Source organism: Ensifer sp., assembly GCF_031989085.1.
GTDB lineage: Bacteria > Pseudomonadota > Alphaproteobacteria > Rhizobiales > Rhizobiaceae > Ensifer.
The window spans coordinates 2111292-2124323 of sequence record NZ_DALZXU010000001.1; the positions used below are offsets into that span (position 1 = coordinate 2111292).

A 13032-nucleotide genomic window follows, 5' to 3' on the forward strand; every position below is an offset into this window, starting at 1 on the left:
GTCAAATGGCCCCGGAAGGTCGCATCGCCACAGACCGCAACGCCTCCGCCAGCCGAAGGTCGCCATCGGCATCGGGCGCAAGCCCGATCCTCAGCCAGCGGGGGGCGTAGTCGAATTTGCGCGTCAGGATCCGCGCCTCGCAGAGCTGGCGATGAAGCGCGCCGGCTTCCGCATGCTCGACCAGCACGAACAGGCCGGTTCCGCCGATGCGCTTCAAGCCGGCATGGTCGAGCACCGCATCGAGGCCCGCGCGCCGCTCCAGGATGCCGGCCGCGATCACGCCGGTGTCGCCCGCCATCAGGGCGGTGGAGATCACCAGCGCCGGCCCGGACACCGCCCAGGGACCGAGCCATTCGCGAAACCCGTCGAGCACGGCATCGTTTGCCACCACGAACCCGAGGCGCAGGCCGGCAAGACCAAAGAATTTTCCGAAGGAACGGAAGACGATGAGGTTGTCGTTTTCACCCACACGGCCGGCCACGCTCAACTCAGGCTGCAGGTCGCCGAAAGCTTCGTCGACGACGAGCACGCCGCCGTTTGCCTTCATCAGCCCGGCGATCTCAAGGATGTGCCCCGGCGCAAAGGCCCGGCCGGTCGGATTGTTGGGATTGACCAGCACGGCAAGGCCGTGGTCGGGCGTAAGGTCTTCTGCGCGCTCGACCTGGTCGACGGCAAAGCCTGCCGCCAGGAGCACGCGCGTGTACTCGCCGTAGGTCGGCCCGAAGACCGCGACGCGGCGCCCGGCCGCAACCAGCCGGGGCAACAGCTGGATCACCGACTGGGTGCCGGGAACAGGCAGCGGCTGGACGCCGTTGGTTGCGTAGTGGCTGGCGGCGGCTTCCCGCGCGCGATCGACCGTCAGCCTGTCGGGCAGCCTGTGCCAGGCCTGCTGCGGCACGTCAGGCAGCGTTGCCGGACGCGGATTGATGCCGGTCGAAAGGTCGAGCCACTCCTCGAAGCGGCCGCCGAAGCGTGCGGCGGCTTCGGTGATGCCGCCGCCATGCACGATCGGCGCGCTCATGCGTTACTCGCGATGTCGATCAGATGCATGAACGAGCCGGCGACATTGCCCCGCCTCAGGCCCGCTTGCCCGAGATCGACGCTCGCCGCATCGCTGACGGAAAACAGCCGCTCGGCCGCACCTTCGGAAACGATGGTCGCGTAGTGGAATTCGTGCGCGGTCATGGGTCCATCGAAGAACGTGGTGTCGACAGGCACGACGCGGCGGTAGCCGAGGTGCCGCCTGCGTTCGGCAAAACTGGTGGTGAGCGGCAGCAGGCCGAGCATGTCGTAACGCGCGCCATCGGCCGCGACAAGCCCCTCGCCGAGCACCATGTAACCACCGCACTCGCCGAAGATCCGCGCACCGCGCTGTGCGGCCGCGCCCATGCCCGACCGGAACGAGCTGGCCGCCTGCAGCCGGCCGGCATGCAGCTCGGGATAGCCACCCGGAAGGTAGACGGCATCGGCTGCCGCATCCGGCGCCTCGTTGGCGAGCGGCGAAAAGAAGGAAATCTCCGCCCCGGCACCGCGCCAGCCGGCGAGCAGATGCTCGTAGCAGAAGGCAAAGGCCACATCGCGCGCGACCGAGATACGCTGGCCGAACGGTTTGAACCTGGCGACCTCGGGTCCTGCCCGCTCGCCGTTTGAGAGCGTCGCGGCTGCGCGGATGCCGTCGAGATCACAACTCGCCTCGACCCGGTCTGCGGCATTGTCGACGAAGGTATCGAGCGCGCCATGCTCTCCGGCCTGGACCAGGCCGAGATGCCGCTCGGGCAGCTTCAGGGCGCTATCGTGCCGCAGCACGCCGAAGACAGGCATGCCGACCCGGCTCAGCGCATCCCGCAGCATCATCTCGTGGCGGTCGCTGCCGACCTTGTTGAGAATGACGCCGGCAACGTGGATATCCCCCCTGTGATCGGCATAGCCGCGCACAAGGGCCGCCACCGAATGCGACATGCGGGCGCAATCCACCACCAGGATGACGGCGAGATCGAGCGCGGCCGCAAGGTCGGCCGGCGTGCCGGTTCCGTCGGCAGCGCCGTCGTGCAGCCCCATCATGGCTTCCACGACCAGAATGCGTCCGTCGGCGACGGCGTGGACCGCGTTGGCCGCAAGCAGTGCCGGCCGCATCGCCCAGGGGTCGTAGTTGAGGCACGGCTCGCCGCTTGCAAACGTATGGAACGCCGGATCGATATAGTCGGGGCCGGCCTTGCCCGGCGCGATCGCCATGCCGCGCCGGCGCATGGCGCGCATCAAGCCGAGTGTCACCGTGGTCTTGCCGGAGCCCGATGCGGGCGCGGCGATCAGCAAGCCGCTCATGCGGGATCCCTGAGTTCGCGGCTGGCGAAGGGGTCGGCGACGAGCGGACGCCCGCCGAGTGCCCCGATCCAGTCGAGCGAAGCCCTCAGCCGGACGACTTCGCCGACGACGACGATTGCGGGCGGCTGCAGGCCTGATGCCGTAACATCGGCTTCCGCGCGCGAAAGCGTCGTCTCGAGCACCGTCTGCTCCGCTGTCGCCGCGTTGCAGACGAAGGCGACCGGCTCGTCGGGCGAACGACCGGCAGCCATGAGATTGGCGGCAATCGCGCCGATATGCTTCATCGCCATGTACATGACGATGACAGGCGAGCCCGAGGCAATACCCTGCCAATTGATCCGGTCCGGCACGAGGCCCGAGGAATCATGCCCCGTCAGGAACGTGACGGCATGATTGACCTCCCGGTGGGTGACCGGGATGCCGGCATAGGCAAGTCCGCCGATCCCGGCGGTGATGCCCGGCACGATGCGAAACGGAATGCGGTTTTCCACCAGCGTCAGAGCTTCCTCGCCACCGCGCCCGAAAACGAAGGGATCGCCACCCTTCAGACGCAGAACGCGCTGGCCGGCGCGCGCCAGCTCGACGAGCCGGAGCGAAATATCGCGCTGTTTCGGTGACGGCTTGCCGCCGCGCTTGCCGGCAAACTCCAACACGGCGCCCGGCCGCGCGAGCTTCAGGCAATCCTCGTTGACCAGCGCATCATGGACGATGACATCGGCCTGGCGCAGCGCATTGGCGGCGTGAAGCGTCAAGAGCCCGGGGTCGCCGGGGCCGGCGCCGACAAGCCAGACGGTGCCGGGCTCAAGCGCCGGCAGGCCGGTAAAGATCGTGTCGCTCATGCCCCGCCTCCTGAAGCTTGCCCAGGGCCAGATGCTGCACTGCTTTGGCAAGACGCGGATTCGGATTGACAGAAAATCCGCATAGGCAATTGAATTCTTTGCGATATTATCAACGTTTCGGCCAAAGATATCTGCGTCATGGCGCGACCGCCATTTTCGCCGGCTCGCCGACAAGGCGGCGTTCGCCTGGCCCGGCAATGGCAGCCGTCGCATGCGACGAGGTGATCTTGGCAACCAGCAGCACGCTGTCCGGGCCCGCACCGACGAGCGCGGCACCCTCGGCGACCCCATGGCAGCCGGTATGGGCAAAGACGATCGCCGAAGGGGTCTCCAGCCGCGCGGCTTCCGCCTCAAGCGTCGCCGCATCGAAGAACCGGGCCTCCGCGGCAAAATGTTTCGCGGCTGCGTGGATCGCCGGCTCGTCGCGCCGTGCATCGAGCGAGGCGACGTAGCCGATATCGTCGCGCCGGGCGCCCGCCCTGGCCAAAGCCACTTGTGCAAGCGCGATGACTTCGTCGGCCGGCGTGCCGCGCTCGCAGCCGAGACCGAGGACGAGCGACCCCGGCGGCGCTATGCTGAATGAATTCATTGTCGACCCCGGCTCCCTTCGCGGCAATTCACACGAAGCGCCGTCCGGATAAAGGTCCGGATCGGTCTGGACAGCACCGGTCAAAGCCCCCTGCCTGGGTCGGCCGCACCGGACGCTCTTACAGTCCGCTCGAAGCGGACGCCGTCGCACATTCGTCATTTTTACCGGAGGCGGCCGCACGGGTCAAACCGGTTTGCGGCATGGACGTGTCGCAGCTGGCCAATTCCAGCCCTTTGCACCGATGTCGCGAACGGACCCGTCACCGGTGCGCGACACCCCGGAAACATGGGCTTTGCATTTCCGCTCATGCTCTGACACAAGGCGTTGACGCTCTCCCGCAACCGTTTTCTCCCTTTGAGTCCCTGCCGTGCAAGATCTCGCCTTTCACCTGCTCGTGTTCCTGTTCGTCGCCGCCTTCATTGCCGGCTTCATCGATTCGATCGCCGGCGGTGGCGGCATGATCACCATTCCCGCCATGCTGATTGCCGGCATCCCGCCGCTGCAGACACTCGGCACCAACAAGCTGCAGGGGTTGTTCGGCTCGGGTTCGGCAACGCTTTCCTATGCGCGCAAGGGCCATGTGAATCTGAAAGAGCAATTGCCGATGGCGCTGATGTCGATGGCGGGCTCAGTGCTTGGCGCGCTGCTCGCGACCATCGTTCCCGGCGATGTCCTGAAGGCGATACTGCCCTTCCTGCTGATTGCCATCGCGCTTTATTTCGGGCTGAAGCCCAACATGGGTGACGTCGATCAGCACCGCCGCATCACGCCTTTCCTCTTCACGCTGACGCTGGTGCCGCTCATCGGCTTCTATGACGGCGTGTTCGGTCCCGGCACCGGCTCGTTCTTCATGCTCGGCTTCGTCACGCTCGCCGGCTTCGGCGTGCTCAAGGCGACCGCGCACACGAAATTCCTGAACTTCGGCTCCAATATCGGCGCCTTCGCCGTCTTCCTGTTCTTCGGCGCCATCCTCTGGAAAGTCGGCCTGATGATGGGCGTCGGCCAGTTCCTCGGCGCCCAGGTCGGTTCACGCTACGCCATGGCCAAGGGCGCCAAGATCATCAAGCCGCTGCTGGTGGTCGTCTCCATCGCCCTTGCGATCCGCCTGCTCGCCGACCCGACGCATCCGCTGCGGATCTGGCTGGGGCTCTGAGCCGGAGCGGCGGCGTGGTTTGACAGAGCGCGGAGACCGGTCCTGCTGTCGCTCACAATGGTCGAGCGGCAGCCAGCGAAGAGGTCGCGGCCTTGCCCGTCACCTGAGGGCACCCATGGAGATTTCGTATAACCGGGCCGATGTCCGGTTTCTTTGTTCCGGCATGCGCGGGACGCCAGCGCCCGGTGATCGCCGCGTCCGCCGATCCGATGGGCTTGCCGGTTGAGATCATCATCAGGCAATGTTCGATTGCTAAGGGTGAAGCCTCGCACGACGATGTAACGCGACCGGGAAGCCAGGATGACCGCCGTGACGGAAGATCAGGTTCAGGCCGCTGGCCAGTCCGCAAAGTCCGCCAGCCGCCCCTTTTCCGCCTTCGAGCGCATGGTCGCCTGGCGCTACCTGCGCTCGCGGCGCAAGGAAGCCTTCATTTCGGTGATCGCCGGCTTCTCCTTCATCGGCATCATGCTCGGCGTTGCCACGCTGATCATCGTCATGGCGGTGATGAACGGCTTTCGCACCGAACTCATCTCGCGCATCCTCGGCATCAACGGTCACATGATCGTCCAGCCGATCGATGGTCCGCTCAACAACTATGCCGATCTTGCCACGCGCTTTTCCGGCGTGAAGGGCGTGACGATGGCGATCCCGCTCATCGAGGGCCAGGTGCTGGCGCAGGGGGTCGGCGACAGCTCGACAGGCGCGCTCGTGCGGGGCATCCGCGCCGATGATCTTGGCAAGATGAAGTCGGTCTCCGAGCAGATCAAGTCCGGCGACCTTGTCGGCTTTGCCGCAGGCACCGGTGTCGCGATCGGTTCGCGCATGGCAGAAAAACTCGGCATCCAGGTGGGCGGCTCCATTACACTCACTTCGGCCACCGGCGACGTAACGCTGCCGCTGGTGAAAGCCTATACCGTTTCGGCGATCTACGAGATCGGCATGTGGGAATACGATTCGACCATCATCTTCATGCCGCTCGAAGAGGCGCAGCAGGTCTTCAACGCAGAAGGGCTTGCGCAATCCATCGAGATCTTCGTCGAGCACCCCGACGCCGTCGACGAACTGCGCCAGCCGATCGAGGATGCTGCCGGGCGGCAGATCTTCATCAGCGACTGGCGCGACCGCAACCAGACCTTCTTCGCGACGATCGAGGTCCAGCGCAACGTGATGTTCATGATCCTGACGCTGATCGTGCTGGTCGCGGCGCTGAACATCATTTCGGGTCTGATCATGCTGGTGAAGGACAAGGGAAGCGACATCGCCATCCTGAGGACGATGGGCGCGACGTCGGGCTCGGTGATGCGGATCTTCTTCATGACTGGGGCCGCGATCGGCACGGCCGGAACCGTTGCAGGCGTGTTGCTCGGCGTAGTCGTCTGCCTCAACATCGAGGCGATCCGGCAGTTCTTCTCCTGGATTTCAGGAACCACCATCTTCAGCCCGGAACTCTACTTCCTCAACCAGCTCCCGGCCGACATGGACGCCGCCGAGACCATGCTCGTCATCGTCATGGCGCTGAGCCTTTCCTTCCTCGCCACGATCGTCCCGGCCTGGCGCGCCTCACGCCTCGATCCCGTGCAGGCCCTGCGCTACGAATGACAAACTGAGTTCAAGCGCCCGCGTTCGGCCGGCGTCGGGTTCGCTCTAAGAGAGAAACTGCAAAAAGGGAGCGACGGAGAACTGAGGAACCAGCCAAAGACGAGGCCCACAAAACCCAACGCCACCACGAGCCCATGGCTCTGCCAGAAGGGCCGCGCTCAACCTCCGGCTTCGGCACGACGTTGACCGACAAGGGTAAGATGCTGGCTTCACGCTCCTCTGGCCGGAGGCAAAGATCGCCGCGACCGATGTCGCCGGGTCTGAGCCTTCCGGCAATCATAGGTCAAGATCACGGGCTGTCGCACTGTCGAAATACGACACCTGGCGTATGTCGCCGGCGCGGCAATCATTCTAGGCCAAGTCTCCCGCACTCGGGCGGGAGGTTTGTATATAGGAGACGACCAATGAAGATCCTCATCGCCGTAGTGGCATCTCTCGCCATGGCGGGTTCCGCCTTTGCCGCCGTATCGTCGACGTCCCCGGAGAAGCGGGCATCGGTCAAGGCCAAGCAGGTCGAATTGGCATTGGGCAAGAACCGTTCGGGCCAGGCGACGCCTTCGAGCGGCAAGACCTTCCGCTGATCCGGCGCAATGCGGAAGGCGGGCCGAGGTCGTCCTGATCGGCGGCATCGTGCCACGAGGCGAAGACCCTCACGCCAACATCCTGCGGAACCAACCCTTCACCGGCCGCGCGCCGGTGAAAATCCGGCAACTGACCTTCCGGTAACCAAGACGAAAGTCGATCGCGCCACCCCCTTGAACCTCTAGTCACTAGAGATTGCACTCTGCGAAAAATGCGTCGCGCAGAGTGGGGGAGAGATCAGACAAGCCTCCCGCCCTGCAAGCGTCGTCCTGCCACTACGCTCAGCCGGAGATCCCGATGTTCACCACCCTGCCCGCTATCCTGATGCTTGTCGTCGGCCTTTCCACGCTGGCGCTCGCAATCCTGCGCCGCGCGCAATCCGGCCGCTCTCCCGTTGTCCTGACCTATGGCGACGATGCGGAAGGGTTTGCCGGAAAGCTCTTTCGCGTGATCGTGGTTGTGCTGGTGATCCATCTTCTGGCCGTCGCAGCCTTTCCCGAAGCGGTCAGCGCGTCGCTCGGCCGGATCCCGGCGCTCGACACGCCAATCGTGCATGCGGGCGGCCTTGCCCTCATGGTGCTTGGCGGCGGGCTGACAATGCTGTCGCAGTGGGCGATGCGACACTCTTGGAAGATCGGCATTCCCGAGGAGCAGGACGCGCCGCTGGTGACATCGGGCCTCTATGCCTTCTCGCGCAATCCGATCTATGTCGGCATGGTGGCGGCGCTGATCGGCACGGTCCTTGCGGTGCCCAATGTCGTCTCGGTCGCGCTTGCGCTTTCCGCCTGGATCTCGATCTCCTACCAGATCCGCATGGAGGAGACGCACCTCTCGCGCGTTTTTGGCGAGGCGTATGGCGCCTATCGCAAAAGCGTCCGCCGCTGGATCTGAAATCACGCGGCCGGACCTGCGGCCTTCATCAGAACACCGCCAACAGCAGTGCACCCGCAGCGATGAAGACCACGCCGAGCCAGTTCATCAGGTTGAGTTTTTCGCCGAGGAACAGGACGCCGAAGATCGCGACCATGACGATCGACAGTTTGTCGACCGGCGCCACACGCGCCGCATCGCCGAGCTTCAGCGCCCGGAAATAGGCAAGCCAGGAGGCGCCGGTGGCAAGGCCCGACAGCGCCAGGAACAGCCAGGTTCGGCCCGGGATTTCCGAGGGTTTTTGCCATTGCCCCGTTGCCGCCACGATGCCGGCGAGCACGAACAGGATGACGACGGTGCGGATCAGCGTGGCGAAGTCGGAGTTGATCTGCGCAACCCCGACCTTGGCAAAAACGGCCGTCAGCGCCGCAAAGGCCGCCGACAGCAACGCCCAGAACTGCCAGCTCTGGCTCATCAGAATTCGACGCCTTTCTGCGCCTTGATGCCGGAGCGGAACGGATGCTTGATCAGTTCCATTTCCGTCACCAGATCCGCAGCCTCGATCAGGTCTTCCTTGGCGTTGCGACCGGTGAGCACCACATGGGTCATGTGCGGCTTTTCCTCTTTCAGGAACCGCACGACCTCGGCAACGTCGATGTAATCGTAGCGCAGCGCGATGTTGATCTCGTCGAGCAGCACCATGGAATTGCGCTCGTCGCGGATCAGCTCCTTGGCCTTCTCCCAGGCCTTTTCCGCCATCGCCACGTCGCGGGCGCGGTCCTGCGTTTCCCAGGTAAAGCCTTCGCCGAGCGTATAGAACTGGCAGACATCGCCGAAATGCTTCTCGATCAGGTCGCGCTCGCCGGTCTCCCAGGCGCCCTTGATGAACTGCACGACGGCGCAGGGCATGCCATGGGCGATGTGGCGGAAGATCATGCCGAAGCCGGCGGTCGACTTGCCCTTGCCCTTGCCGGTATTGACGATGATGAGACCCTTTTCGTCGGTCTTCGTCGCCATGATCTTTTCACGCGCCGTCTTCTTCTTCGCCATCTTCATGGCGTGGCGCGCGTCGTCCTTCTCGGCAATTGCTTCGCCGCTGATTGTCGTCTCGTCCGTCATGATCACTCCCTCGATTCCGTTAGCGGGCTTCGGGCGGAAGCCACGCGCACGCTTCATCTCACGTCAGTCCATTTCCGCGTTGCACAGAACACCGAAAAGGAACCAGGTCTTTGCTTCCACGCAATTCCGGACGAGAACCGTCGCCCGGCACTGCCCTATTCATTGCCGGCGCGCAGCCGGGTCGCGCCATTGCCGATGCCGGCAAGCTCAAATCGCGCCGAGTTGGAACGCGGGGTCCACAGATTGCGGTCGATCGCCTCCAGCAGCCTTTCGGACAGCTCGGCGAGTGCCGCCGGGTTCTTGTCGCGCAGGAAGTTAGAGACCCGCTCGTCGACGATGAAGGCTTGATAGGCCGCCTCGAAATGGTGGTCGCGCACGGCACCCGTTGTCGCGGCAAAGGCGAACATGTAGTCGACCGTTGCGGCGATCTCGAAGGCGCCCTTGTAACCGTGGCGCATGACGCCATCGATCCACTTGGGATTGACGACGCGGGCGCGCACCACGCGGCCGATCTCTTCCTCGAGCGAACGGATGACGGGCTTTTCCGGGCGCGAATGGTCGTTGTGATAGATCGCCGGCCGCGCACCACCAAGATGCTCGGCAGCAAGGCTCATGCCGCCTTCGAACTGGTAGTAGTCGTCGCTGTCGAGCAGGTCGTGCTCGCGATTGTCCTGGTTCTGGACCACGGCCTCGATCGTGCGCAGCCGCTCCTCGAAGAGGTCCCGTTCCGCCTTGCCCTCCTCGCCGGCGCCATAGGCATAGGCGCCCCAGGTGAGATAGGCATCGGCGAGATCGGCTTTTCTGTCCCAACCCTTCTCGTCGATCAGCGCCTGCAGGCCGGCGCCATAGGCACCGGGCTTGGCGCCGAAGACGCGGTAGGAGGCGCGGCGCTCAGCTTCCGCTGCCTCGACACCAGACGCCTGCAGCCGCTGCGTCTCGGCGCGCATGCGCGCGGCGATCATGTTGTCGGCATCGTCCTCTTCAAGCGCACCGACGGCGCGGATCGCCTTGTCGAACAGCGCGATCTGGTCCGGGAAGGCATCGCGGAAGAATCCGGAGATCCTCAGCGTCACGTCGACGCGCGGCCGCCCGAGCACCGCAAGCGGCACGATCTCGTATCCCATCACCCGGCGCGAGATCATGTCCCAGGTGGGCTTGGTGCCGATCAGCGCCATGGCCTGGGCGATATCGTCGCCGCCGGTGCGCATGTTGGCCGTGCCCCAGGCCGTCAGCCCGAAGGAGGACGGCCATTCGCCATGATCCTGCAGGTAGCGGCGGATGAGCAGCTCGGCGGATTTCTTGCCAAGCTCGTAAGCGGCCGGCGTCGGCACGGAGCGGCTGTCGACGGAGTAGAAATTGCGCCCGGTCGGCAGAACGTCGGGCCGCCCTCGCGTCGGCGCGCCGGACGGCCCGGGCGCCACGAAGCGGCCATCGAGGCCGGTCAGGAAACCGGCCATCTCGGCAGCACCGGAATTGACGATCGACGGCTTTAGCCGTGTCTCGATTTCGCCGAGCACGGCGCTGGTGGCCGACCACGCCGCCGGTGCCGGCGCCTCGCCGCTCACGAAAGAGGCCGCCAGCAGCTCGATGCGCTCGACCGTATCGCCGGCCGTGCGCCAGGGCTGATCGCAAACCTCGGCAAGGATATCCGGCCGCAATCCGTCCCAAGGGTCAGACATCACGCAATCGAGCGGATCGAAGCCGAGGCCTGCATCCGCCGCGATCGCGCGCTGCAGGCTCTGGTCGACACCTTCGCCGAGGCCACGCGGCACGCGGGCGAGCGCCACCGTCAGATCGGTCAGAAGCCGCCCCTCCGGCGCCACGCCGAAGATGTGCAGGCCGTCGCGGATCTGCATCTCCTTGAGATCGCAGAGATAGGCGTCGAGCTTTTCCAGCGCCTTGTCGTCGCTGTCGCCCTTGTCGATGCCGGCGTCGTGGTCGAGGCCGATGTCGTGCACGAGATCGAGGATCTGCCGGCTCAGGAGCCTCAGCCGTCGCGGATCGCCGCCGGCGGCGTCGTAATATTCGTCGACCAGCGCCTCGAGGTCCTTCAGCGGCCCATAGGATTCCGCCCGGGTCAAAGGCGGCGTCAGGTGGTCGATGATGACGGCGCTGGTGCGGCGCTTTGCCTGCGTGCCCTCGCCGGGGTCGTTGACGATGAAGGGGTAGACATGCGGCAACGGCCCGAAGATCGCCTCGGGGTAACAGGTCTCCGATAGTGCCAGCGCCTTGCCCGGCAGCCATTCGAGATTGCCGTGTTTGCCCATGTGGACGATCGCCTGCGCTGCGAACTGGTTGCGCAGGAAAGCATAGAAAGCGAGATAGCCGTGCGGCGGCACGAGGTCCGGCGAGTGGTAGCTCTCCTTCGGATCGATGTTGTAGCCGCGCGCCGGCTGGATGCCGACGACGACCTCGCCGAAGCGGGCGAGCGGCAGCGCAAAGACGCCATCGAGGAAGAACGGATCGGCTTCCGGCGCGCCCCAGCGGCCGGTCACCTCATCCTTTATCTGTTTCGGAAGCGAATCGAAGAACGCTTTGTAATCGCTCAGCGAAATTGTCTCGCGGATCTCGCGGTCGTGGCTTACCGCATTGGTCGGCCCGGCCATGAGATAGCGGATCAGCGCGTCGCCATCTGCCGGCAAATCGGTGACGCCATAGCCTTCGACGGCCATGGCGCGCAGCACCTCAACTGTGCCGGCAGGCGTATCGAGCCCGACGCCATTGCCGAGCCTGCCGTCGCGGTTGGGGTAATTGGCCATGATGATGGCGATGCGGCGTTCAGCCGGCCTGGCGCGGCGCAACTTCGCCCAGTTGACGGCGAGCCGGGCTGCAAACCGCACCCGGTCGGCAAGCGGCTCATGGCCGACGATATTGGCTTCCACCCTGGGATCGTAGATCGAGGCCGCCTTGAAGGAGACGGCGCGCGCGAGAATGCGGCCATCGACCTCCGGGAGCGCGACATTCATGGCAAGGTCGCGGGCCATCAGCCCCTGCGGCGACGTCTCCCATTGCGCCCGCGACGAGCCGGAAAAGATCACCTGCAGCACCGGTGCGCCGGTCGATTCCAGCACCGTCGGCTGCCTGTCGGCGCCCGGCGACGAGACGGCAAAGCCGGTGGCGTTCATCACCACGTCGGGAGCCGCCTCGGCAAAGATCGATTGCAGCGTGCCGACCGAAACGGCATCCTTGAGGCTGGAAACGAACAGCGGCAGCACGCGCATGCCCTCGGCCGCAAGCGCGTCGATCAGCGCCTCGACCGGCCGCGTCTCGCCGCTCTGCACCAAGGCGCGATAGAAGCAGATCCCGATGGTCGGGGGTTCGGCTCCCTCCCCGGTAACCGTTCTTTCCCGGACACGAGCCCGCCATTCGCTGACGCCTATGACGCCCGCCCCCGGCCACCAGATGCCGGCCTTCAGAAGCGGCTTTGCCGGCTGCGGCTTCTCGCCCCCCGAGATCAGTGCCTCGGCATAATCGAGAAACAGACCTGCATTGTCGGCGCCACCTTCGGTGAAATAGGCCCAGAGGCGCTGGCGGTCGTCTGGCTCGACCGTGGAGAACGGTTCGAGGCCCGGATCCGGCTTGTCGTCGCCCGGCAGCACCGCGATCTGGAAGCGGTGGGTGACGGCGGCCGCATGCAATGCTTCCAGCACATAACGGAAATAGCTGGCGCCACCGAGCGGTCTCACCACGATGAGCTTTGCATGCCGCGCCGTGCGCTCGACATAAGTGTCGACCGACATCGGATGCATCAGGTTCATCAGGCTGGCGATGCGCAAGCTCGCTCCCTCGCCGCGCCGGCCATGGGCCGCAGCGATCGAGGAAAGCTCGGTGTCGGCGGCCGACAGGAAAAGCACGTCGGCCGGCGTTTGCCCCAGGTCGATCGCTTCGTTGCCGTCGGCGATCGTTCCTTTCTGGGCGAGAAGCAGATGCATTGTTCTATCCGTTCAGGCCGGTCCGGG

The 13032-nt window shown here is 65.1% G+C and carries 11 protein-coding genes; 4 read left to right on the plus strand and 7 right to left on the minus strand.

What is annotated here, in order from left to right:
• Position 1: 1 nt before the first annotated feature.
• The 4 genes from cobD to RTP54_RS10290 all read right to left on the minus strand — a co-directional run bounded on the left by cobD (position 2) and on the right by RTP54_RS10290 (position 3750).
• Complete coding sequence (cobD, locus tag RTP54_RS10275) at positions 2-1021, minus strand: threonine-phosphate decarboxylase CobD (protein ID WP_312362357.1); 1020 nt, start codon at positions 1019-1021, stop codon at positions 2-4.
• Positions 1018-2322, minus strand: a complete 1305-nt coding sequence (locus tag RTP54_RS10280) for a cobyrinate a,c-diamide synthase (protein WP_312362359.1) — start codon at positions 2320-2322, stop codon at positions 1018-1020. The genes cobD and RTP54_RS10280 overlap by 4 nt, the downstream gene beginning before the upstream one ends.
• Positions 2319-3161 carry a uroporphyrinogen-III C-methyltransferase gene (gene cobA / locus RTP54_RS10285; protein WP_112815649.1) on the minus strand — a complete coding sequence of 281 codons (843 nt, stop codon included), beginning with the start codon at positions 3159-3161 and terminating at the stop codon, positions 2319-2321. The genes RTP54_RS10280 and cobA overlap by 4 nt, the downstream gene beginning before the upstream one ends.
• Positions 3162-3297: 136 nt before the next feature.
• Positions 3298-3750, minus strand: a complete 453-nt coding sequence (locus RTP54_RS10290) for a cobalamin biosynthesis protein (protein WP_312362362.1) — start codon at positions 3748-3750, stop codon at positions 3298-3300.
• Between the two features lie 367 nt (positions 3751-4117).
• Here RTP54_RS10290 and RTP54_RS10295 point away from each other — a divergent pair, with 367 nt between their 5' ends.
• From RTP54_RS10295 to RTP54_RS10310, 4 genes are all read left to right on the plus strand, one after another.
• Positions 4118-4903: a TSUP family transporter gene (locus RTP54_RS10295; RefSeq protein WP_112810159.1), complete on the plus strand. Its 786-nt coding sequence runs from the start codon at positions 4118-4120 to the stop codon at positions 4901-4903.
• 300 nt (positions 4904-5203) lie between these two features.
• A complete protein-coding gene (locus RTP54_RS10300; protein ID WP_312362366.1) occupies positions 5204-6502 on the plus strand; it encodes a lipoprotein-releasing ABC transporter permease subunit in 1299 nt (432 codons plus the stop codon).
• A gap of 404 nt (positions 6503-6906) precedes the next feature.
• Positions 6907-7083: a hypothetical protein gene (locus tag RTP54_RS10305; RefSeq protein ID WP_162703634.1), complete on the plus strand. Its 177-nt coding sequence runs from the start codon at positions 6907-6909 to the stop codon at positions 7081-7083.
• A gap of 298 nt (positions 7084-7381) precedes the next feature.
• Positions 7382-7975, plus strand: coding sequence for an isoprenylcysteine carboxylmethyltransferase family protein (locus RTP54_RS10310; protein ID WP_312362370.1), 594 nt, complete (start codon positions 7382-7384; stop codon positions 7973-7975).
• A gap of 28 nt (positions 7976-8003) precedes the next feature.
• Here RTP54_RS10310 and RTP54_RS10315 read toward each other — a convergent pair whose 3' ends face one another.
• The 3 genes from RTP54_RS10315 to cobN all read right to left on the minus strand — a co-directional run bounded on the left by RTP54_RS10315 (position 8004) and on the right by cobN (position 13005).
• The gene (locus tag RTP54_RS10315; protein WP_112815654.1) at positions 8004-8429 is read right to left on the minus strand and encodes an EamA family transporter; all 426 of its coding nucleotides are present in this window, start codon (positions 8427-8429) and stop codon (positions 8004-8006) included.
• The gene (gene cobO / locus RTP54_RS10320; RefSeq protein ID WP_112811117.1) at positions 8429-9073 is read right to left on the minus strand and encodes a cob(I)yrinic acid a,c-diamide adenosyltransferase; all 645 of its coding nucleotides are present in this window, start codon (positions 9071-9073) and stop codon (positions 8429-8431) included. The genes RTP54_RS10315 and cobO overlap by 1 nt, the downstream gene beginning before the upstream one ends.
• A 155-nt stretch (positions 9074-9228) precedes the next feature.
• Entirely contained in the window at positions 9229-13005 is a 3777-nt protein-coding gene (cobN, locus tag RTP54_RS10325) for a cobaltochelatase subunit CobN (protein ID WP_312362378.1), read from the minus strand.
• Positions 13006-13032 lie beyond the last annotated feature (27 nt).

What these genes read in the sequence shown, in the direction of transcription:
- RTP54_RS10310 (WP_312362370.1), top strand. Translation starts at nt 7,382, where the DNA reads ATGTTCACCACCCTGCCCGCTATCCTGATGCTTGTCGTCGGCCTTTCC.
- RTP54_RS10305 (WP_162703634.1), top strand. Translation starts at nt 6,907, where the DNA reads ATGAAGATCCTCATCGCCGTAGTGGCATCTCTCGCCATGGCGGGTTCC.
- RTP54_RS10290 (WP_312362362.1), bottom strand. Translation starts at nt 3,750, where the DNA reads ATGAATTCATTCAGCATAGCGCCGCCGGGGTCGCTCGTCCTCGGTCTC.
- RTP54_RS10300 (WP_312362366.1), top strand. Translation starts at nt 5,204, where the DNA reads ATGACCGCCGTGACGGAAGATCAGGTTCAGGCCGCTGGCCAGTCCGCA.
- cobN (WP_312362378.1), bottom strand. Translation starts at nt 13,005, where the DNA reads ATGCATCTGCTTCTCGCCCAGAAAGGAACGATCGCCGACGGCAACGAA.
- cobA (WP_112815649.1), bottom strand. Translation starts at nt 3,161, where the DNA reads ATGAGCGACACGATCTTTACCGGCCTGCCGGCGCTTGAGCCCGGCACC.
- cobD (WP_312362357.1), bottom strand. Translation starts at nt 1,021, where the DNA reads ATGAGCGCGCCGATCGTGCATGGCGGCGGCATCACCGAAGCCGCCGCA.
- RTP54_RS10315 (WP_112815654.1), bottom strand. Translation starts at nt 8,429, where the DNA reads ATGAGCCAGAGCTGGCAGTTCTGGGCGTTGCTGTCGGCGGCCTTTGCG.
- RTP54_RS10280 (WP_312362359.1), bottom strand. Translation starts at nt 2,322, where the DNA reads ATGAGCGGCTTGCTGATCGCCGCGCCCGCATCGGGCTCCGGCAAGACC.
- cobO (WP_112811117.1), bottom strand. Translation starts at nt 9,073, where the DNA reads ATGACGGACGAGACGACAATCAGCGGCGAAGCAATTGCCGAGAAGGAC.